The organism is Halomonas salipaludis, assembly GCF_002286975.1.
Taxonomy (GTDB): domain Bacteria; phylum Pseudomonadota; class Gammaproteobacteria; order Pseudomonadales; family Halomonadaceae; genus Franzmannia; species Franzmannia salipaludis.
The window spans coordinates 349952-368858 of record NZ_NSKB01000006.1; the positions used below are offsets into that span (position 1 = coordinate 349952).

Consider the following 18907-nt stretch of genomic DNA (forward strand, 5'->3'; position numbering starts at 1 on the left):
ATGGCCGGCGGCACCGGCGGGCATGTGATTCCGGCGCTGTCGCTGGCGCGCGGTCTGGCGGCCCTAGACGTCCACGTCGAGTGGCTGGGCAGCCCGCGTGGCATCGAGAATCGCCTGGTGCCGGACGCCGGTATCCCGCTGCACCGCATCGACATCGCCGGCCTGCGCGGTAACGGCGCCGCCGGCTGGTTGAAGGCGCCGTGGCGGCTGCTGCGTGCCGTAGCTCAGGCGCGTGGCGTCATTCGCGAGCTCGACCCGCAGCTGGTGGTGGGGCTGGGCGGTTTCGCTAGCGGTCCTGGCGGGCTGGCAGCGTGGCTGATGCGCCGGCCGCTGATCATCCACGAGCAGAACGCCGTGGCCGGGATGACCAACAAGGCGCTGTCGCGCCTGGCGCGACGCGTCTATGCCGCCTTTCCCCAGGCTTTTGGCGGGCGCGCCGAGGTAGTGGGTAACCCGGTGCGCGAGGAGATCGCAGCCCTGGGAGCCCAGCCGCGCAGCGCCGCGGCGATGGGCCAGCGACCGCTGCGCCTGCTGGTGGTGGGCGGCTCGCTGGGCGCTCAGGCGCTTAACCATTGCCTGCCGGATGCGCTTGCGCAATTGCCGGAAAATCGGCGCCCTGCGGTTCATCATCAAGCCGGACGCGACAAGGCTGAGGCGACCCGCCAGGCCTACGCCGCTGCCGGGGTCAGCGCCGAGATTAGCGAATTCATCGACGACATGGCGGCGGCCTACGACTGGGCCGACCTGGTGGTGTGCCGCGCCGGTGCGCTGACCGTGGCCGAACTGGCCGCCGCCGCCAAGCCGGCACTGTTCGTGCCCTTTCCGCATGCGGTAGACGACCATCAGACCGCCAACGCCCAGGCGCTGGTGGACGCCGGTGCCGCCGAGCTGATGCCCCAGGCGACCCTGACCCCAGATTCCCTGGCCGCGCGCCTGCAGGTGCTGCTGGCCCCCGATACGCTTGCCGCCATGGCCGTGCAGGCGCGAGGCGAAGCGCGCCTCGACGCCATCGAACGCCTGGTGGCCGGCTGCATGGAGACTGCTTTTGACTGATATCAACGCTTCACAAACCAGCGTCGCTGGCCTCGGCATGCGGCGCATTCGGCGCATTCACTTCGTGGGTATCGGCGGTGCCGGCATGTGCGGTATCGCCGAGGTGCTCGCCAACCAGGGCTATCGGGTGAGCGGCAGCGACCTCAAGGCATCGAGCGTGGTCGAGCACCTGCGCGGCTGCGGGGTCGAGGTCTGCATCGGTCATCACCAGCGCCATGCCGAGGGTGCCGATGTGGTGGTGGTATCGACCGCGGTGGATGCCGAGAACCCCGAGATACGCTGGGCTCATGATCATCGTGTACCGGTGGTGCGGCGCGCCGAGATGCTCGCCGAGCTGATGCGTTTCCGCCACGGTATTGCGGTGGCCGGTACCCATGGCAAGACCACTACCACCAGCATGACCGCCACGCTGCTGGCCGAGGCCGGGCTCGATCCGACCTTCGTGATCGGCGGCAAGTTGACCAGCGCCGGCACCAATGCGCGCCTCGGCGAGGGCGACTACCTGGTCGCCGAGGCCGACGAGTCGGACGCCTCCTTCCTGCATCTGCAGCCGATGGTGTCCGTCGTCACCAATATCGATGCCGACCACATGGCCACCTACGGCGGCGACTTCGAGCGGCTCAAGGGCACCTTCATCGAGTTCCTGCACAACCTGCCGTTCTACGGCCTGGCGATCCTGTGCATCGACGACGACCACGTGCGCGGGCTGCTCGACGACGTGCATCGCCAGTTCGTTACCTACGGCTTCAGCGCCGATGCCGACTACCGTATCACCGACTTCGTGCAGCAGGCCGGCGAGGTGCACTTCACGGCGCATCGTCCCGGCGGACTGGCGCCGCTCGCGGTGCGGCTGGCGATGCCCGGTGAGCACAACGCCCTCAATGCGCTGGCGGCGATCGCCGTGGCCAGTGACGCCGGCGTCAGCGATGCGGCGATCCAGCGCGGCCTGGCCGGATTCGCCGGCGTTGGGCGGCGCTTTCAGGTGCACGGCAATTTCGCGTCGCCGGGCGGCGACGGCGAGGTGATGCTGGTCGACGACTATGGCCACCACCCGCGCGAGGTGGAGATGGTGATCCGTGCGGTGCGCGCCGGCTGGCCCGAGCGGCGGCTGGTGATGGTCTACCAGCCGCACCGCTATTCGCGGACCCGCGATCTCTACGAGGACTTCGTGCGAGTACTGTCCGGGGTCGATACGCTGCTGCTGCTGGATGTCTACAGCGCCGGTGAGGCGCCGCTGCCCGGCGCCGAGGGGCGCAGCCTGGCCGGCTCGATCCGTCAGCGCGGCAAGGTCGATCCGCTGTTCGTCGCCAGCAAGGCCGAACTGCCGGGGCTGCTCGCCAATGTGCTGCGCCCCGGCGATATCCTGATCACCCAGGGTGCCGGCGACGTGGGCGGTATCGCCCAGGCGCTGGCCGAGGCGCAGTTGGATCTCGACGAGGTGGCACTATGACGGATGCATCCTTGCGTGACGCCTGCGGCCGCGTGGTGGTGCTGTTTGGCGGTCACTCCGCCGAACGCGAGGTGTCGCTGATGAGCGGTGCCGCGGTGCTCGCCTCGCTGCAGCGCAGTGGGCTCGAGGTGAGCGGTTATGATCTGGCCGACGGTGGGCTTGCCGGTCTCGAGGCACTGGCCCCGGACCGGGTGTTCATCGCCATGCACGGGCGCGGCGGTGAAGATGGCACCCTACAGGGTGCGCTGGAGCTGCTCGGCATTCCCTATACCGGCAGCGGCGTGCTGGCCTCGTCGCTGGGCATGGACAAGCAGCGCACCAAGCAGGTGTGGCAGGCGCTGGGCCTGCCCACCCCGGAGAGCGTGATTCTCGCTGAGGATGCCGACTGGGATCGGGTCTGCGAGCGGCTCGGCCTGCCGCTGATCGTCAAGCCGGTGCACGAGGGGTCGACGTTGGGCATCAGCATCGTCGACAGTCGTGAGGCGCTGGCCGCGGCCTATCATGCAGCGGCGCGTTTCGATGCCCGGGTGATGGCCGAGCGCTTCATCCAGGGGCCCGAATATACGGTGTCGCTGCTCGGCGACGAGGTGTTGCCGGCGATTCGCGTCGAGGTGCCCAGCGGCTTCTATGACTACGAGGCCAAGTATCTCTCCAATGAAACCCTCTATCACCTGCCCTGTGGGCTCAGCGATGCCGAAGAGGCCGAGCTGGGAGGGTTGTGCCGGCGCGCCTTCGCGGCCATCGGCGGCGAGGGCTGGGGGCGGGTCGACGTGATGCGCGATGCCGAGGGCCGCTTCTGGCTGCTCGAGGTCAATACCGTCCCCGGCATGACCGATCACAGCCTGGTGCCGCAGTCGGCGGCCCACGCCGGCTACGACTTCGATGCCCTGGTGCGGCGCATCCTGGCGACCACCCTCGACCAGCCCAGGGAGCGCTGAGGCCTCATGAGTCACGCCGCGAGAGGGTCCCTGGTCGGGCTGATGCTATTTGTGGTGCTGATGGTGGCGGGTGGCCGTGCGCTGTGGCTGTGGCTCGACCGCCCGGTAGAGCGGGTCTCCATCAGCGGCGAGCTGAGTCATGTCAGTGCCGGCTACCTGCGTGAGGAGCTGGCGCCGCTGATCCAGGGGCGTACCTGGCTGTCGGTGGACCTCGGCGAGCTGCGCCGCGAGGCCCGCGACGTGGAGTGGCTGGCGGAAGTGCGCGTCTCACGGGAGTGGCCCAATGCGCTGACCTTCGAGCTGGTCGAGCAGGTGCCGGTGGCACGCTGGAACGACGATTTCCTGCTCAATCCCGAGGGCCAGCCCTTCGCTTTCGGGCCAGTGTCGCCGCCCGGCGACCTCGCTGACTTGGCGGGCCCGGAGGGCAGTGGCCCCGAAGTGCTGGCCTATTATCATGATCTGTCGACGCGGCTCGATACCCTCGGCCTGACCATCACCCAGCTGCGACTCGAGGCGCGCGGTGCGTGGCGTCTGCAGCTCGATGATGGTGCCTGGGTGATGCTTGGGCGTAATGACCGCGACGCCCGTCTGGCACGTTTGAGCGCCGCTTGGCAGCGCCAGTTGGGTGCCCAGGCGTCGCATATTCGCTACATCGATCTGCGTTATCCCAACGGGGTGGCGGTTGCCTGGCATGGAGAAACCGAGACTGGGGGCAGCGACGAAGAGCAGGGCTGATAACCGCTTTTTTTCGCTGAGTTCCCGCCAGGTCTCGCTATGGGGTGTTCCTTTTATTTAAAAAGCCCCGTATTCTGACGTATGTTTTTCATCGACTACTGGTGAAACAACACAAGTTGTTCCTATAATTGTGCCTATGTCTAATGACGCACTTTAATGGACACTTAATACCGACAAGTTTGAGGAGTGACCGCGACCCATGGCAGGACAACCCAACGCTTCCAATATGGTAGTCGGGCTGGATATCGGAACATCCAAGGTCGTGGCGATCGTGGGGCAACCCACCGACGATGGCGGTATCGAAATTGCCGGCATCGGTTCGCATCCGTCGCGGGGCATGAAGAAGGGCGTGGTGATCAATATCGAATCCACGGTGCAGTCGATTCAGCGTGCCGTGGAAGAAGCCGAACTGATGGCCGGTTGCGATATTCATTCGGTCTATGTCGGTATCGCCGGGAGCCATATCAGCTCGATGAATTCCGACGGCGTGGTGGCGATCAAGGAGCGCGAGGTCAGCACCTACGATATCGAACGGGTAATCGATTCGGCGCGGGCGCGGGCCATCTCCGAAGGGCAGCGGGTACTGCATGTGCTGCCCCAGGAGTTCTCCATCGACAAGCAGGGCGGCATTCGCGAGCCGCTGGGCATGTCCGGGGTGCGCCTCGAGGCACAGGTGCACCTGGTCACCGCGGCACTCAATGCGGTGCAGAATATCGAGAAGTGCGTGCGGCGCTGCGGCCTCGAGGTCGATGCGATCATCCTCGAGCAGTTGGCCTCGAGCCATGCGGTGTTGACCGAGGATGAGCGTGAGCTGGGCGTGTGCATGGTCGATATCGGTGGCGGTACCACCGACATCGCGGTGTTCACCGAGGGCGCCATCCGCCACACCGCGGTGATTCCGATTGCCGGCGACCAGGTCACCAATGACATTGCCATGGCGCTGCGCACGCCGACCCAATACGCTGAAGACATCAAGGTCAAGTACGCCTGCGCGCTGACCCAGCTGGCCTCCAGCGATGAGATGATCAAGGTACCAAGCGTCGGCGAGCGCCCTGCGCGGGACCTGTCGCGCCAGGCCCTGGCCGAGGTGGTCGAGCCGCGCTATGAAGAGTTGTTCACGCTGGTGCGCGAGGAGCTGCGGCGCAGCGGCTACGAAGATCTGGTGGCGGCGGGGGTGGTACTCACCGGCGGCACCTCGCGGATGGAAGGCGTGGTCGAGCTGGCCGAGGAGATATTCCACATGCCGGTGCGCATCGCCAGTCCGCAGAACGTCCGCGGTCTGGCCGATGTGGTGCGCAATCCGATTTATTCCACCGGGGTCGGTTTGCTACATTACGGCATGCGTGACGCCAGGCAGGGGCATGGCCTCCACGGCCACGGACGAGTACTATCGGCACAGCCGAAGAGGGAGGACGTCTCCCGGCGGGGACTCAAGGACGGTTTTCCGGCACTGGACAAGATCAAGGGCTGGTTCAAAGGAAATTTCTGATACGGGCCGCGAGCGGTCCAGGAGACGGGGCTTATGTTCGAACTGGTAGATAACGCACCCTCAAGCAGCGCGGTCATCAAGGTGATCGGCGTTGGCGGTGGCGGCGGTAATGCCGTCAATCACATGGTCGAGAGCAACATCGAAGGCGTCGAGTTCATCTGCGCCAACACCGACGCCCAGGCGCTCAAGCGTGTGGCCGCCAAGACCGTGCTCCAGCTCGGCAGCGAGATCACCAAGGGGCTGGGGGCAGGTGCCAGTCCCGATGTTGGTCGCCAGGCAGCGATGGAAGATCGCGAGCGCATCGCCGAGTTGCTCGGCGGGGCCGACATGGTCTTCATCACCGCCGGCATGGGCGGCGGCACCGGCACCGGCGGTGCGCCGGTGGTTGCTCAGGTGGCCAAGGAGCTGGGTATCCTCACCGTGGCGGTGGTGACCCGGCCGTTCCCCTTCGAGGGGCCCAAGCGCATGCGTGCCGCCGAGGAGGGCATGAAAGAGCTCTCCGAGCACGTCGACTCGCTGATCACCATTCCCAATGAAAAGCTGCTCGCGGTACTGGGCAAGAACGCCAGCCTGCTGACTGCCTTCAGCGCTGCCAACGACGTGCTGCTGGGCGCGGTGCAGGGCATCGCCGAGCTGATCACCAGCCCCGGCATCATCAACGTCGACTTTGCCGACGTACGCACCGTGATGTCCGAGATGGGCATGGCGATGATGGGCACTGGCGGTGCCACCGGCGAGAATCGCGCCCGCGAGGCGGCCGAGAAGGCCATCAAGAGCCCGCTGCTGGAAGATATCGATCTGCACGGCGCGCGCGGCATTCTGGTCAATATCACCGCTGGGCCGGATCTGTCGATCGGCGAGTTCAACGACGTGGGTGCCACCGTCCAGGAGTTCGCCTCCCAGGACGCCACCATCGTCGTGGGTACCTCCATCGATATGGACATGACCGATGAGCTGCGCGTCACCGTGGTCGCGGCGGGCCTCGAAGGCCGCCAGCAGAAGGCCGCACCGCGCGAGAGCGTGGCGGCGCGTCCCGAGTCGACCGACTACCGCACCCTGCAGCAGCAGCCGGCGGTAATGCGTCAGCAGGCCGCCAAGTCCGAGCAGGAAGCGGCGGTCAAGGCGCGGGCCGAGAAGCGCAAGTCCCAGGAGCTCGACGACTACCTGGACATCCCGGCGTTCCTGCGTCGCCAGGCCGATTGAGGCGTGCTATCGACGGTATAGGTGGGGCCAGGGATGTTTTTTTTGTTGAAACGCTCGTTCGCTGTTATAGTGAACAGTGTTTGATAACTAATATCAGCCTGGCTACTGCCCATGATTAGACAACGAACCCTCAAGAACACCATTCGTGCGACCGGTGTCGGCCTGCACTCTGGTGAAAAAGTTTACCTGACGCTGCGCCCGGCGCCGGCCAATACCGGCATCATCTTCGTGCGCACCGACCTCGAGCCCCAGGTGATGATTCCGGCCCGCGCCGAGAACGTCACCGATACCACCATGTGCACGGCACTGTCCCAGGATGGTGTCAAGGTGGCGACCGTCGAGCATCTGATGTCGGCCTTTGCCGGTCTCGGCATCGATAATGCCTTCGTCGACGTCAGCGCACCTGAAGTGCCGATCATGGACGGCAGTGCCGGTCCCTTCGTGTTCCTGATCCAGTCGGCGGGCATCGAGGAGCAGCAGGCGGCCAAGAAGTTCATCCGCATCAAGCGCGAGATCGTGGTGCGCGACGATGACAAGGAAGCGCGCTTCCTGCCGCACAATGGTTTCAAGGTGGCCTTTGCCATCGATTTCGACCACCCCGTCAGCGAACTGCGTGAACAGACCACCTCGGTGGACTTCTCGACCACGTCGTTCGTCAAAGAGGTGTCGCGGGCACGCACGTTCGGCTTCATGCGCGACCTGGAATTTCTGCGCTCCCACAATCTGGCGCTGGGCGGCAGCCTCGACAATGCCATCGTTGTCGACGATTACCGCATCGTCAACGAAGGCGGGCTGCGCTACGACGATGAATTCGTCAAGCACAAGGTGCTCGACGCCATCGGCGATCTCTACCAGCTCGGCTACAGCCTGATCGGTGAGTTCCGCGGCATCAAGTCGGGGCATGCGCTGAACAACCAGCTGTGCCGCGAGATGCTGGCGAACCCCGACTCGTTCGAAATCGTCACCTTCGAGGATGCGGCGCAGCGCGCGCCGATCTCCTACGCTGCGCCGGCGATGGCGTAAGCGCGTCCGCCGGCAGGCGTCGGCGGAACACTAGATTCGCTGGGTACCAGGGCTGATGTACGCGCCGCTTCTTCACGGAAGCGGCGCTTTTTGTATGCCGTGTCGGCGGAATTAGTGCGAATTGTCGCGTTCGGCGTGGCCGGCGAGTCGTTCCAGGGCGCGCTTGAGGCGCGGGTCGTCGGTATCGGCGGCACAGCTCGACAGTTCGTCGGCGGCGCTGGCCGAGAGCTCGCGGGCCTGGCGCGGCGGTGCCTTGGGCGGCCGTACCGGGCGCACCTTGAGGGTGAAGCCGAGCACTGCCTCGAACTCGCGATGCTGGTGCAGCAGTGCCAGCAGGCGCGGCTGCTCGTAGCGCAGCCAGGTCAGCCATACCGCACGGTCGGTGATCAGGGTCAACTTGCCCTCACGGTAGCCGCCGACGAAGACGTGCTCGGCCACCTCGTCGGGCAGCTGCTCGCGCAGCAGTTCCTGGGCGCGTCCGATCAGCTGCGCCATGCGCATCAGTCCGCCGAGTTCGCCCTTGCCGCCGAGTAGCCGGGCCACGGGCTGGGCGCGGAAACGCTTAACCTTTATACTCATGGGCTTGCACTTAGGACGCCAATCGATAACGGGCAATCTAGCATGCCAGAGAGTACATCGACAGCATGAGTCACGCCGAGCCTGCCTCACGCGAGGCGCTGCCGCCGGGTGGCGATCGTGACGTAACCAGCGGTTCGCGACGCCGGCTGCGCGGCCGCTGGTGGCTGGCCGGCCTGCTGGTTGGCTGCCTGCTGCCTGCGGGGCTGGCCCAGGGCGATGTGCGCCTGGTCAGTCGTGTGGTGCAGATCTGCTGGCTGGTGCCGGATAGCATTCGCGCCGAGCGCCAGCGCCAGGCACGCCGACGCCGCTGGCTGCCGCGGGTGCGTCGTCGTCCCCGGGTGCTGCGTAGACCCCTGCGCCCAAGTGCCATGACGCCCGTGCTGCGCCGGGTTGCCGGCGTCGATGTTCTGTCACGCCGAGGTCCCCCTCTCGTGTTCGCTCCCCGCGCCTGACGCCGCCCTCGAAGGGCTCCAGCGGCGACCGCATAATGGCGGTCGATGCGCCGCGTATCGATACACGCTACGAGTGAACACGCAATGTTGAATTCCATGTTACGCAAGATGGTCGGCTCCAAGAACGACCGTGAAGTCAAACGCCTGGCCAAGCCGGTCGGCGAGATCAATCAGCTCGAGGCGCGCTTTGAAGCCCTCGACGATGCCGCGCTGAGTAACGTCAGTGCCGAGTTGCGCGAGCGCCTGGCCGGCGGCGAGACCCTCGACCGCCTGCTGCCCGAGGCCTTTGCCGCGGTGCGCGAGGCGAGCAAGCGGGTGATGGGGATGCGCCACTTCGACGTGCAGATGATCGGCGGTCTCGCCCTGCACCGCGGGCGCATCGCCGAGATGAAGACCGGCGAGGGCAAGACCCTGGTGGCGACCCTGGCGGTATACCTCAACTCGCTGCCTGGCAAGGGTGTCCACGTGGTCACCGTCAACGACTACCTGGCGCGCCGCGATGCCGAGTGGATGCGCCCGCTGTACGAATTCCTGGGGCTGTCGGTGGGCACCATCTACGCCGGCCAGAACGGCGAGGAGAAGCGTGCCGCCTACGCCTGCGACATCACCTATGGCACCAACAACGAGTTCGGCTTCGACTACCTGCGTGACAACATGGCGTTTTCGCTGGAGGACAAGGTCCAGCGGGGACTGCACTACGCCATCGTCGACGAGGTCGACTCGATCCTGATCGACGAGGCGCGCACGCCGCTGATCATCTCCGGCCCGGTGGAAGAGAACACCGAGATGTACAAGGTCGTCGACCGGCTGGCGCTGGGCCTGACCAAGTGCAGCGACCCTGAGGATCCGGCCAGCGGTGATTTTTTCCTCGACGAGAAACAGAAGCAGGTCGAGCTGACCGAAGAGGGCCACAACCGGGTCGAGGAGCTGATGCGCGGTGAGGGGCTACTCGGTGAGCATGACTCGCTCTATGCGGCGCAGAACCTCAACCTGCTGCAGCACATGCACTCGGCGCTGCGCGCACGCCACCTCTACCAGCGCGACGTCGACTATATCGTCAGCGATGGCCAGGTGGTGATCGTCGACGAGCACACCGGGCGCAGCATGCCCGGTCGCCGCTGGTCGGAGGGCCTGCACCAGGCGGTGGAGGCGAAAGAAGGCGTGACGGTGCAGCGCGAGAGCCAGACCCTGGCTTCGACCACTTTCCAGAACTACTTCCGCCTCTACGACAAGCTGGCCGGGATGACCGGCACCGCCGACACCGAAGCCTTCGAGTTTCGCCAGATCTACGGCCTCGATGTGATGGTGATTCCCACCAATCGGCCGCTGGCGCGCAAGGATCTCAACGACCTGGTCTATCTCACCGCCGAGGAGAAATTCGAGGCGATCATCAAGGAGGTCCAGGCCGAGACCGAGGCCGGCCGCCCGGTGCTGGTGGGTACCGCGTCGATCGAGACGTCCGAGTATCTCGCCGACCTGATGCGCCAGGCCAAGCTCGACTTCAACGTACTCAACGCCAAGCAGCACCAGAGCGAGGCCGAGATCATCGCCCAGGCCGGGCGTCCCGGTGCCATCACCATCGCCACCAACATGGCCGGTCGCGGCACCGACATCGTGTTGGGCGGCAACTGGGAGGCCGAGGTCGCCAAGCTCGACGACCCCAGCAGCGCCGACATCGAGAGCGCCAAGGCCGACTGGCAGGCGCGTCACGAGGCGGTGCTGGCGGCCGGCGGCCTGCACGTGATCGGCTCCGAGCGCCACGAGTCGCGGCGCATCGACAACCAGCTGCGTGGCCGCTCGGGGCGCCAGGGCGACCCCGGCTCGACGCGCTTTTTCCTGTCGCTGGAGGACAGCCTGATGCGGCTGTTCGGCTCCGACCGCGTGCAGCGTCTGATGCAGGCCCTGGGCCTGGAGCGCGGTGAGGCGATCGAGCACAAGATGGTCTCGAATGCCGTCGAGCGGGCGCAGAAGAAGGTCGAGAGCCGCAACTTCGACATCCGCAAGCAGCTGCTCGAGTACGACGACGTGGCCAATGCCCAGCGCAAGGTGATCTACGAGCAGCGCAACGAGATCCTCGGCGCCGACGATGTCTCCGAAAACGTGCTGGGCATCCGCGAAGAGGTCCTCGATCTGGCGATCAGCGAGTTCGTGCCGCCCCAGAGCCTGCAGGAGCAGTGGGACCTCGAGGGGCTCCAGGAGCACCTCAGGACCGAGTTCAATATCGATGCCCCGGTGGTGCAGTGGGCCAAGGACGATGACCGCTTCCACGAGGAGCAGCTGCGTGAGCGGCTGCAGACCCAGCACCGCGAGGTGTATGCCGCCAAGGTCGAGACCGTCGGCGAAGAGCTGATGCGGCGCTTCGAGAAACAGGTCATGCTGCAGGTCCTCGACTCGCGCTGGAAGGAGCACCTGCAGGCCATGGACCACCTGCGCCGCGGCATTCACCTGCGCGGTTATGCGCAGAAGAACCCCAAGCAGGAGTACAAGCGCGAATCCTTCACCCTGTTCCAGGATCTGCTGATCAACATCAAGTCCGATATCACGCGCATTCTGAGCCACGTCAAGGTGCGCCGTCCGGACGAGGTCGAGGAGCTGGAGCGTAAGCGTCGCGAGGAGCTGGAACGTCAGAAAGCGGGCGCCGCCACGCGCCATGAGGCGCTCGACGATGATCCGGCGGCGGATGCCGAGCGCGCCCAGCCGGCACCGGGCGCCGACGGCCGTCCGGTGCGCCGTGCAGGCCCCAAGGTGGGGCGCAACGACCCCTGCAGCTGCGGCTCGGGCAAGAAGTACAAGCAGTGCTGCGGCAAACTGAGCTGATACGAGGAGAGAAGCACATGGCGGTAGGCAAGGGCACGTTTCCGGCGCTGCCGGCAATCGAGGGAGTGCGGCTGGGTACCGCCATGGCCGGGATCAAGAAGCCGGACCGCCGCGACCTGGTAGTGATCGAGATCGCCCCCGGCGCCACGGTGGCGGGGACCTTTACGCGCAATGCCTTCTGCGCGGCGCCGGTACATGTCGCCAAGCGCCACCTGGCCTCGGAGACCCCGCGCTACCTGCTGATCAATACCGGCAATGCCAATGCCGGCACCGGTGAGCTGGGCATGCGCGACGCCGAGGCCAGCTGTGCCGAGCTGGGGCGCCTGGCCGAGGTGGCCGGCACCGCGGTGTTGCCGTTCTCCACCGGGGTGATCGGCGAGCCGCTGCCCATGCAGCGGCTGCTGGCGGGCCTGCCCGCGGCACTCGACAGCCTCGCCGCCGGCGGCTGGGCCGCCGCTGCCGAGGGCATCCTGACCACCGATACCCGCCCCAAGGGCGCTACGGCGAGCGTCGAGATCGGCGGCCAGACGGTGACCATCAGCGGCATCAGCAAGGGCTCGGGCATGATTCAGCCCAACATGGCGACCATGCTCGCCTTCGTCGCCACCGATGCCAGCATCGCCCAGGCCGACCTGGAACAGTGGCTGCGCGAGGGGGTGGCGCGCTCGTTCAACTGCATCACCGTGGACAGCGACACCTCCACCAACGACGCCTGCATGCTGATCGCCACCGGGCAAGGTCCGGCGGTTAGCGCTGAGGATGACGTGGCGCGTTTCCGCGCGGCGCTCGACGGCGTGCTGGTCGAGCTGGCCCAGGCGATCATCCGCGACGGCGAGGGCGCGACCAAGTTCGTGACCCTCGACGTGAGCCAGGCGCGTTCGCGCCAGGAGGCGCTCGATGTGGCCTTCACCGTGGCGCATTCGCCGCTGGTCAAGACCGCGCTCTACGCCTCGGATGCCAACTGGGGGCGGATCCTGGCGGCGGTGGGGCGCGCCCCGGTGGCCGACTTTGACGTCGACCGGGTGGTCATCGACCTGGGTGACGTACGCTTGGTCGAACACGGCGGACGCGCTGCCAGCTACACCGAGGAGGCCGGCAGTGCGGTGATGGCCGGCGAGGAGATCGCCATTCGCATCCGGCTGGGGCGTGGCGAGGCCGACGCCACGGTATGGACCTCGGATCTGTCCCATGAGTATGTATCGATCAACGCCGACTACCGCAGTTGAGCGTGGTTAACGCTGAGAGAAGTACGGGTGCGCCCGTGAAGACAAGGGTACGAGGATAATGGTCAAGAGACGGGTACATGTGGCGGCAGCCGCCATCGTCAGTGGCGATCGACAAGAGGTGCTGATCGCGCGGCGTCCCTCCAACGTCGATCAAGGCGGACTTTGGGAGTTTCCAGGCGGCAAGCTGGCGCCCTACGAAACCGGCTTCGAGGCGCTGCGCCGCGAACTGCATGAAGAGCTGGGAGTCGAGATCCTGCGCGCCCAACCGCTGATCCGCGTGCATCATGAGTACCCGGACAAGCATATCCTGCTCGACGTGTGGCAGGTCCATGAGTTTGCCGGTGAGCCGTTTGGCCGCGAGGGCCAGGCAGTGCGCTGGGTGCCCATGGACGAGCTGGTCAACTATCCGTTCCCGGCGGCCAACCTGCCGATCCTGCGTGCGGTGATGCTGCCTACCGAGTATCTGATCAGCGCCGAGGAGGAGGCCGACGCCGACTTCCTGGCCAAGCTGGAGCGGGCGCTGCGCGAAGATGGCATTCGCCTGGTGCAGCTGCGCGCCAAGTCGCTGGCGCGCGAGGCCTATGTGGCGCGCGCCGAGCAGGCGCTGGCGCTGTGCCGCGAGCACGGCGCGCGGCTACTGCTCAACGGCGAGCCGAGCCTGATCGATGAGGTCGACGCCGATGGCATCCATCTCACCAGCGAGCGGCTGATGAGCCTCGAGCGGCGGCCCATCGCCGAGGGCAAGTGGCTGGCCGCCTCGACCCACGACCGCGCCCAGCTGGAGCAGGCGGCGCGGATCGGCTGCGACTTCGTCACCCTCTCGCCGCTGCGTACCACGCCTACCCACCCGGATGCGGCGCCGCTGGGCTGGCACGACTTCCAGCAGCTGGTGGAGACCGCCGGCACGCCGGTGTTTGCGCTGGGTGGCATGACCCGCTTCGATGCCGACCACGCCCGCGCGGTGGGCGCCCAGGGCATCGCCTCGATTCGCGATTTCTGGAAATAAGCTGAAACGTTAGCCACAAGAGCGGCCCCGGGGACAGGCTGGAGCGGAGGTTCGATGCCAGGGGTTCGGAGCACTGCTCCGAACGAGCTGGCCACGGATGGCCAGCTCCGGTCCTGCAAGCGAAGCAGGATGCGAGAGCGCAGCAGGGCATCGGTAGCGCCCAGGGATGGTTCATAGCGCCTCCGCGAAAGCCTGTCCCCGGGGTAGCCGCGTATCCGCAAATCTCTCCCTAGTCCCGATAACGCCGGGTCAGATCCCCGTAGGCGTCGATGCGCCGATCGCGCAGGTAGGGCCAGATGCGCCGAGTCTCTTCGCCGCGGGCCATGTCGAGTTCGACCAGCAGGGTCTCGCTCTGCTCGCCGGCGTGGGCCAGCAGTTCGCCCTGGGGGCCGCACACGAAGCTGCCACCCCAGAAGTCGATGCCTGGGCCCACCTCGCTGTGGTCCGGCTCGTGGCCGACGCGGTTGGCGACCAGCACCGGCAGGCCGTTGGCCACGCCGTGGCTGCGCTGGATCAGCGTCCAGGCGTCCTTCTGGCGGCGCTTCTCGGCATCGTCATCCGGCGGATGCCAGCCGATGGCGGTGGGGTAGAGCAGCAGCTCGGCGCCGGCCAGTGCCATCAGTCGCGCGGCCTCCGGATACCACTGGTCCCAGCACACCAGCAGACCCAGGCGCCCCAGCGAGGTGTCGATGGGCTGAAAGCCCTGCTCGGCATCGGCGTCGCCGGGGGTGAAGTAGAATTTCTCATAGAAGCCTGGATCGTCGGGGATATGCATCTTGCGGTAGTGGCCGACGCGCCCCTGCTGGCGGTCGTAGACCACTGCGGTGTTGTGGTAGAGGCCGGCGGCGCGGCGTTCGAACAGCGAGCCGACCAGCACGATGTCGAGCTCGGCGGCCAGCGCCGCCAGCCGCTGGCCGGTGGGGCCGTCCAGCGGTTCGGCGAGATCGAACAGCGCCGGGTCCTCGTACTGGCAGAAGTAGTGGGTGGCGTGCAGCTCCTGGAGCATCACCAGCTGGGCGCCCTGGGCCGCCAGGTCGCGCACGCCGCGCTCACTCTCGGCGAGGCTCCTGGCCTTGTCCGGCCAGGCCGCCTGCTGGACCAGGCCAACCGTCAGAGTATGCTTCATGGGGTTCCCTCCGCTGAGTGGGATGCGCCTGCCAGGCTGCCGCGGGGCAGCTGCATGGTCAGGCAGTGCAGACTGCCATGTTGGCGAATCACCTGGCGACAGTCGATGGGGATGATATCGCGCCCGGGAAAGGCCCCGGCGAGCGCGGTCAGCGCCCGGGCGTCGGCGGCATCGGCATAGGTAGGTACCAATACGGCGTTGTTGATGATCAGGAAATTGGCGTAGGTGGCCGGCAGCCGGTGTCCGTCATCGGGGTCGAAGCAGGGCCGCGGCCAGGGCAGCGGCACCAGCCGGTAGGGCGAGCCGTCGGCCTGGCGCAGCGCCTCGAGCTCGGCGCGCATGGCGGCGAGTGCCGGATAGTGGGCGTCGTGCTCGTCGTCGCAGTGGACATAGGCGATGGTCTGCGGGTCGCAGAAGCGTGCCAGGGTATCGATATGGCTGTCGGTGTCGTCGCCCTCGAGATGGCCGTTGGCCAGCCACAGCACGCGGCTCGCACCGAGCGCCGCGGCCAGCTCGGCTTCCACGCCGTGGCGATCGAGGTGCGGGTTGCGGTTGGGATTGAGCAGGCAGGCTTCGGTGGTCAACAGGGTGCCCTGGCCGTCGCTATCGATGGCGCCCCCCTCGAGCACCAGGGCGCGGGTGTCGAGGGGGGCGGCGAACACGCCCTGTTCGGCCAGCCGCTGGCTTAGCCGGTTGTCGCGCTCGGCGGCGAACTTGCCGCCCCAGCCGGTGAAGGTGAAGTCGCGCAACACCACTTGGCCGTCCTGCTCGACGCCGATTGGGCCGTGATCGCGAGCCCAGGTGTCGTCGCCGGCTGCGACCACCAGTCGCAGCCGCTCGTCGGCCACGCCGAGGCATGCGAAGCTTTGTGCCAGCCGCTGGCGGGTGGCCGCGTCACTTACTGCGATCAGCACCGTTTGGTAGCGGGCAATGGCCACCACCATGGCTTCCAGGGTCGCCTCGATGCATGGCAGGGTCGGTGCCCAGTCGCCTTCGGCGTGGGGCCAGGTCAACTGGACGGCATCCTGGGGGTGCCATTCGGGGAACAGACGTAACGCCATGCGGTCTTCTCACGCTGGATGGATCGTGGCCGGCGAGGCCGGGGCCAAAGCGCGCAATGTAGGGCGCTGTCGGTGCGGATGCAAGCCTGTCATGCTGTGGCGCGGGCGGCCCGGATGCCGCCACGGACAACGATGCACCTGAGGCGAAAAAGCCTTACCATGTGCGCCTTCTGATAAGGAACCGATCGCGATGCTCGACCGCTTGCCCATCATGCTTGGTCTGCGCTACGTGCGGGCCAAGCGCCGCAATCATTTTATCTCGTTCATCTCGCTGACCTCGATGCTGGGGCTGATGCTCGGCGTCGCCGTGCTGATCCTGGTGCTGTCGGTGATGAACGGCTTCGACCACGAGCTGCGCAATCGCATCCTGGGCATGGTGCCACACACCAAGATCGAGGTGCGCGAAGGCCTCAGCGACTGGCAGTCGCTGGCCGAGGAGTTGACCCAGCGCGAGCGGGTGATCGGCGCGGCGCCGTATATCCAGCAGCAGGGCATGTTCTCGGTGGGCGGGCGCAACGAGGGCGCCATGGTCAACGGTATCGAGCCCGAATGGGAGGATCGCGTATCGATCATCGGCCGCCACATGCAGCAGGGCAGCCTCGACGATCTGCAGCCCGGGGAGTGGAATCTGGTGCTCGGCTCGATGCTGGCGCGCAGCCTGGGCGTCAGTGTCGGCGACCGGGTGACGCTGCTGGTGCCCGAGGCCTCGATCACCCCGGCGGGGGTCTTTCCACGCCTCAAGCGCTTCACGGTCAGCGGTATCTTCAGCGTCGGCGCCGACCTCGATGCCGGCCTGGCCTATGCCAATATCGAGGACATGCAGACCCTGGCGCGCCTCGGCGACAACGTCGAGGGGCTGCGCCTGCAGCTCGACGACCTGTTTGCCGCCAACAGTGAGACCCGTGCCATCATCGATGAGCTGGGCAGCGGCTACCGCGGCATCGACTGGACCTTCTCCCACGGTAACCTGTTCCAGGCCATCCAGATGGAGAAGCGCATGATCGGCCTACTGCTGACGGTGATCATCGCCGTGGCGGCCTTCAATATCGTCTCGACGCTGGTGATGGTGGTTACCGACAAGCATGCCGATATCGCTATCCTGCGCACCATCGGCGCCACGCCGCGCTCGATCATGGGCATCTTTATCGTCCAGGGCCTGACGATCGGCATCATCGGGATATTGATCGGGGTGATACTCGGGGTGATCCTGGCGCTGAGCATCTCGGACATCATCAACTTCTTCGAATCGGTGCTGGGTATCCAGTTCCTCGATTCCAACGTCTACTTCATCAGTCATCTGCCGTCGCGGCTGGACTGGGCCGATGTCGGCAACATCGTTGGTGCGGCCTTCGTGCTGACCTTCCTGTCGACGCTCTATCCGGCCTGGCGTGCGGCACGGATTCAACCTGCCGAGGTGCTGCGCTATGAGTGACGACGTCAATAATCCCGCCGCGCAGGCGGCGGGCAAGGTACTGCTCGAGTGCCGCGGCCTGACCCGCACCTACCGCGAGGGGCCACAGGATCTGACCGTGCTCCACGAGCTGGACCTCGAGGTGCGCGCTGGCGAGCGGGTCGCAGTGGTCGGCAGCTCGGGCTCGGGCAAGACCACGCTGCTCAACCTGCTCGGCGGGCTCGACAGCCCCAGTGCCGGTGAGGTCAAGGTGGCGGGAGAGTCGCTGGCACAGTTCAAGGAGGCGGCGCTGGGCAAGTTTCGCAACCGCCATATCGGTTTCGTCTATCAGTTCCACCACCTGCTGGCCGAACTGACGGCGCTGGAAAATGCCGCGCTGCCGCTGATGATCCGCGGCCAGTCGCGCAAGCAGGCCCAGGCCCGGGCGCGGGAGATCCTTGCCCGGGTGGGCATGGCCGAGCGCGCCGAGCACAAGCCCGGCGAGCTGTCCGGCGGTGAGCGTCAGCGAGTGGCGATTGCCCGCTCGCTGATCACCGACCCCAGCCTGGTGCTGATGGACGAGCCTACCGGTAACCTCGACCAGACCACCGCGGCGAGCATCCTGGCGCTGATGGACGAGCTGGCGCGGACCACCGCCTGCGCCTTCGTGGTAGTGACCCACGACCCGGCGCTGGCGGCCCACCAGGACCGCGTGATGCGCCTCGACGGCGGCCGTCTCACGGCGGCCTGATCAGCACTCCTCGCCGTCGCGCCGACAGCGCCGCCGACGCAAGCGTCGGCGGCGCCAGCTGCGCGATACCTGCCAGCGCCAGATCAGGCGAATCACCAGGTTGGCGGCTAGCCCCACCACCACCGCCGAGACCAGCGACCCCACCACCAGGATCGGCATGATGTCGACCATCTGCTCGGCAATCCAGCGTGTCGACAGCCGGGTGGGCGCCTCGCGGGCCGGGGTGTCCAGCAGCCAGGCGCCGATGCGGTAGTTGCCATAGAAGATCAGCGGCATGGTCAGCGGATTGGTGATCCACACCAGCCCCACCGAGAGTGGCAGATTGCAGCGCAGCAGCCAGGCGCCGAAGGCTGCCACCACCATTTGGCACGGGATCGGCAGCAGCGCACTGAACAGTCCCACCATGAAGGCGTTGGCCACGCTGCGCCGCGATAGCACCCACAGCGAGGGGTCGCCGATCAGATGCCCCATGAAGCGCAGCGATCGGTTGCGCTTGAGGGTATCGGGGTGGGGCATATAGCGCTGTAGCAGTCGGCGCGGCATGGCGGGCTCGTGTGGCGCTGGGGTGGCTCGAAGTCAGCTATTATCCATACTAGGCTTATCGCCCG

The 18907-nt window shown here is 66.5% G+C and carries 17 protein-coding genes; 13 read left to right on the forward strand and 4 right to left on the reverse strand.

The window, feature by feature from the left end; all coding sequences use genetic code 11:
* From murG to lpxC, 7 genes are all read left to right on the forward strand, one after another.
* Complete coding sequence (murG, locus tag CK498_RS17310; RefSeq protein WP_095622228.1) at positions 1 to 1053, forward strand: undecaprenyldiphospho-muramoylpentapeptide beta-N-acetylglucosaminyltransferase; 1053 nt, start codon at positions 1 to 3, stop codon at positions 1051 to 1053.
* 37 nt (positions 1054 to 1090) lie between these two features.
* Entirely contained in the window at positions 1091 to 2503 is a 1413-nt protein-coding gene (gene murC, locus CK498_RS17315) for a UDP-N-acetylmuramate--L-alanine ligase (protein WP_176475833.1), read from the forward strand.
* Complete coding sequence (locus tag CK498_RS17320; RefSeq protein WP_095622097.1) at positions 2500 to 3441, forward strand: D-alanine--D-alanine ligase; 942 nt, start codon at positions 2500 to 2502, stop codon at positions 3439 to 3441. Before murC ends, CK498_RS17320 begins: the two co-directional genes overlap by 4 nt.
* Before the next feature lie 6 nt (positions 3442 to 3447).
* Positions 3448 to 4176, forward strand: a complete 729-nt coding sequence (locus tag CK498_RS17325; protein ID WP_095622098.1) for a cell division protein FtsQ/DivIB — start codon at positions 3448 to 3450, stop codon at positions 4174 to 4176.
* Between the two features lie 199 nt (positions 4177 to 4375).
* Positions 4376 to 5665, forward strand: a complete 1290-nt coding sequence (ftsA, locus tag CK498_RS17330; RefSeq protein WP_095622099.1) for a cell division protein FtsA — start codon at positions 4376 to 4378, stop codon at positions 5663 to 5665.
* 33 nt (positions 5666 to 5698) lie between these two features.
* Positions 5699 to 6868 carry a cell division protein FtsZ gene (gene ftsZ, locus CK498_RS17335; RefSeq protein ID WP_095622100.1) on the forward strand — a complete coding sequence of 390 codons (1170 nt, stop codon included), beginning with the start codon at positions 5699 to 5701 and terminating at the stop codon, positions 6866 to 6868.
* A gap of 111 nt (positions 6869 to 6979) precedes the next feature.
* Positions 6980 to 7891 (forward strand): UDP-3-O-acyl-N-acetylglucosamine deacetylase, encoded by a 912-nt coding sequence (lpxC, locus tag CK498_RS17340; protein ID WP_095622101.1) that lies wholly within the window; start codon positions 6980 to 6982, stop codon positions 7889 to 7891.
* Positions 7892 to 8002: 111 nt separating this feature from the next.
* On the opposite strand, the gene CK498_RS17345 is transcribed toward lpxC, so the two are convergent.
* On the reverse strand, positions 8003 to 8470 hold the full coding sequence (locus CK498_RS17345; protein WP_095622102.1) for a DUF721 domain-containing protein: 468 nt from the start codon (positions 8468 to 8470) through the stop codon (positions 8003 to 8005).
* Positions 8471 to 8535: 65 nt separating this feature from the next.
* Here CK498_RS17345 and CK498_RS17350 point away from each other — a divergent pair, with 65 nt between their 5' ends.
* From CK498_RS17350 to CK498_RS17365, 4 genes are all read left to right on the forward strand, one after another.
* Complete coding sequence (locus tag CK498_RS17350) at positions 8536 to 8922, forward strand: hypothetical protein (protein ID WP_229359124.1); 387 nt, start codon at positions 8536 to 8538, stop codon at positions 8920 to 8922.
* 84 nt (positions 8923 to 9006) lie between these two features.
* The gene (gene secA, locus CK498_RS17355; RefSeq protein WP_095622103.1) at positions 9007 to 11739 is read left to right on the forward strand and encodes a preprotein translocase subunit SecA; all 2733 of its coding nucleotides are present in this window, start codon (positions 9007 to 9009) and stop codon (positions 11737 to 11739) included.
* A gap of 17 nt (positions 11740 to 11756) precedes the next feature.
* On the forward strand, positions 11757 to 12965 hold the full coding sequence (gene argJ, locus CK498_RS17360) for a bifunctional glutamate N-acetyltransferase/amino-acid acetyltransferase ArgJ (protein WP_095622104.1): 1209 nt from the start codon (positions 11757 to 11759) through the stop codon (positions 12963 to 12965).
* Between the two features lie 58 nt (positions 12966 to 13023).
* Positions 13024 to 13971, forward strand: a complete 948-nt coding sequence (locus CK498_RS17365; protein ID WP_095622105.1) for a Nudix family hydrolase — start codon at positions 13024 to 13026, stop codon at positions 13969 to 13971.
* A 229-nt stretch (positions 13972 to 14200) separates the two neighbouring features.
* On the opposite strand, the gene CK498_RS17370 is transcribed toward CK498_RS17365, so the two are convergent.
* Both CK498_RS17370 and CK498_RS17375 read right to left on the reverse strand, forming a co-directional pair.
* Positions 14201 to 15097, reverse strand: a complete 897-nt coding sequence (locus CK498_RS17370; RefSeq protein WP_095622106.1) for a carbon-nitrogen hydrolase — start codon at positions 15095 to 15097, stop codon at positions 14201 to 14203.
* Complete coding sequence (locus CK498_RS17375; protein ID WP_095622107.1) at positions 15094 to 16158, reverse strand: agmatine deiminase family protein; 1065 nt, start codon at positions 16156 to 16158, stop codon at positions 15094 to 15096. The genes CK498_RS17370 and CK498_RS17375 overlap by 4 nt, the downstream gene beginning before the upstream one ends.
* Before the next feature lie 190 nt (positions 16159 to 16348).
* Here CK498_RS17375 and CK498_RS17380 point away from each other — a divergent pair, with 190 nt between their 5' ends.
* Both CK498_RS17380 and CK498_RS17385 read left to right on the forward strand, forming a co-directional pair.
* On the forward strand, positions 16349 to 17590 hold the full coding sequence (locus tag CK498_RS17380; RefSeq protein WP_095622108.1) for a lipoprotein-releasing ABC transporter permease subunit: 1242 nt from the start codon (positions 16349 to 16351) through the stop codon (positions 17588 to 17590).
* Entirely contained in the window at positions 17583 to 18299 is a 717-nt protein-coding gene (locus CK498_RS17385) for an ABC transporter ATP-binding protein (protein ID WP_095622109.1), read from the forward strand. Before CK498_RS17380 ends, CK498_RS17385 begins: the two co-directional genes overlap by 8 nt.
* Here the strand turns inward: CK498_RS17385 and CK498_RS17390 are convergent, their stop codons facing one another.
* A complete protein-coding gene (locus CK498_RS17390) occupies positions 18300 to 18842 on the reverse strand; it encodes a DUF2062 domain-containing protein (RefSeq protein ID WP_095622110.1) in 543 nt (180 codons plus the stop codon).
* Positions 18843 to 18907: the final 65 nt, after the last annotated feature.

What these genes read in the sequence shown, in the direction of transcription:
- CK498_RS17375 (WP_095622107.1), bottom strand. Translation starts at nt 16,158, where the DNA reads ATGGCGTTACGTCTGTTCCCCGAATGGCACCCCCAGGATGCCGTCCAG.
- CK498_RS17380 (WP_095622108.1), top strand. Translation starts at nt 16,349, where the DNA reads ATGCTCGACCGCTTGCCCATCATGCTTGGTCTGCGCTACGTGCGGGCC.
- CK498_RS17345 (WP_095622102.1), bottom strand. Translation starts at nt 8,470, where the DNA reads ATGAGTATAAAGGTTAAGCGTTTCCGCGCCCAGCCCGTGGCCCGGCTA.
- CK498_RS17370 (WP_095622106.1), bottom strand. Translation starts at nt 15,097, where the DNA reads ATGAAGCATACTCTGACGGTTGGCCTGGTCCAGCAGGCGGCCTGGCCG.
- CK498_RS17350 (WP_229359124.1), top strand. Translation starts at nt 8,536, where the DNA reads ATGAGTCACGCCGAGCCTGCCTCACGCGAGGCGCTGCCGCCGGGTGGC.
- CK498_RS17385 (WP_095622109.1), top strand. Translation starts at nt 17,583, where the DNA reads ATGAGTGACGACGTCAATAATCCCGCCGCGCAGGCGGCGGGCAAGGTA.
- CK498_RS17390 (WP_095622110.1), bottom strand. Translation starts at nt 18,842, where the DNA reads ATGCCGCGCCGACTGCTACAGCGCTATATGCCCCACCCCGATACCCTC.
- CK498_RS17320 (WP_095622097.1), top strand. Translation starts at nt 2,500, where the DNA reads ATGACGGATGCATCCTTGCGTGACGCCTGCGGCCGCGTGGTGGTGCTG.
- murC (WP_176475833.1), top strand. Translation starts at nt 1,091, where the DNA reads ATGCGGCGCATTCGGCGCATTCACTTCGTGGGTATCGGCGGTGCCGGC.
- secA (WP_095622103.1), top strand. Translation starts at nt 9,007, where the DNA reads ATGTTGAATTCCATGTTACGCAAGATGGTCGGCTCCAAGAACGACCGT.
- ftsZ (WP_095622100.1), top strand. Translation starts at nt 5,699, where the DNA reads ATGTTCGAACTGGTAGATAACGCACCCTCAAGCAGCGCGGTCATCAAG.
- CK498_RS17365 (WP_095622105.1), top strand. Translation starts at nt 13,024, where the DNA reads ATGGTCAAGAGACGGGTACATGTGGCGGCAGCCGCCATCGTCAGTGGC.
- murG (WP_095622228.1), top strand. Translation starts at nt 1, where the DNA reads ATGGCCGGCGGCACCGGCGGGCATGTGATTCCGGCGCTGTCGCTGGCG.
- argJ (WP_095622104.1), top strand. Translation starts at nt 11,757, where the DNA reads ATGGCGGTAGGCAAGGGCACGTTTCCGGCGCTGCCGGCAATCGAGGGA.
- ftsA (WP_095622099.1), top strand. Translation starts at nt 4,376, where the DNA reads ATGGCAGGACAACCCAACGCTTCCAATATGGTAGTCGGGCTGGATATC.
- CK498_RS17325 (WP_095622098.1), top strand. Translation starts at nt 3,448, where the DNA reads ATGAGTCACGCCGCGAGAGGGTCCCTGGTCGGGCTGATGCTATTTGTG.
- lpxC (WP_095622101.1), top strand. Translation starts at nt 6,980, where the DNA reads ATGATTAGACAACGAACCCTCAAGAACACCATTCGTGCGACCGGTGTC.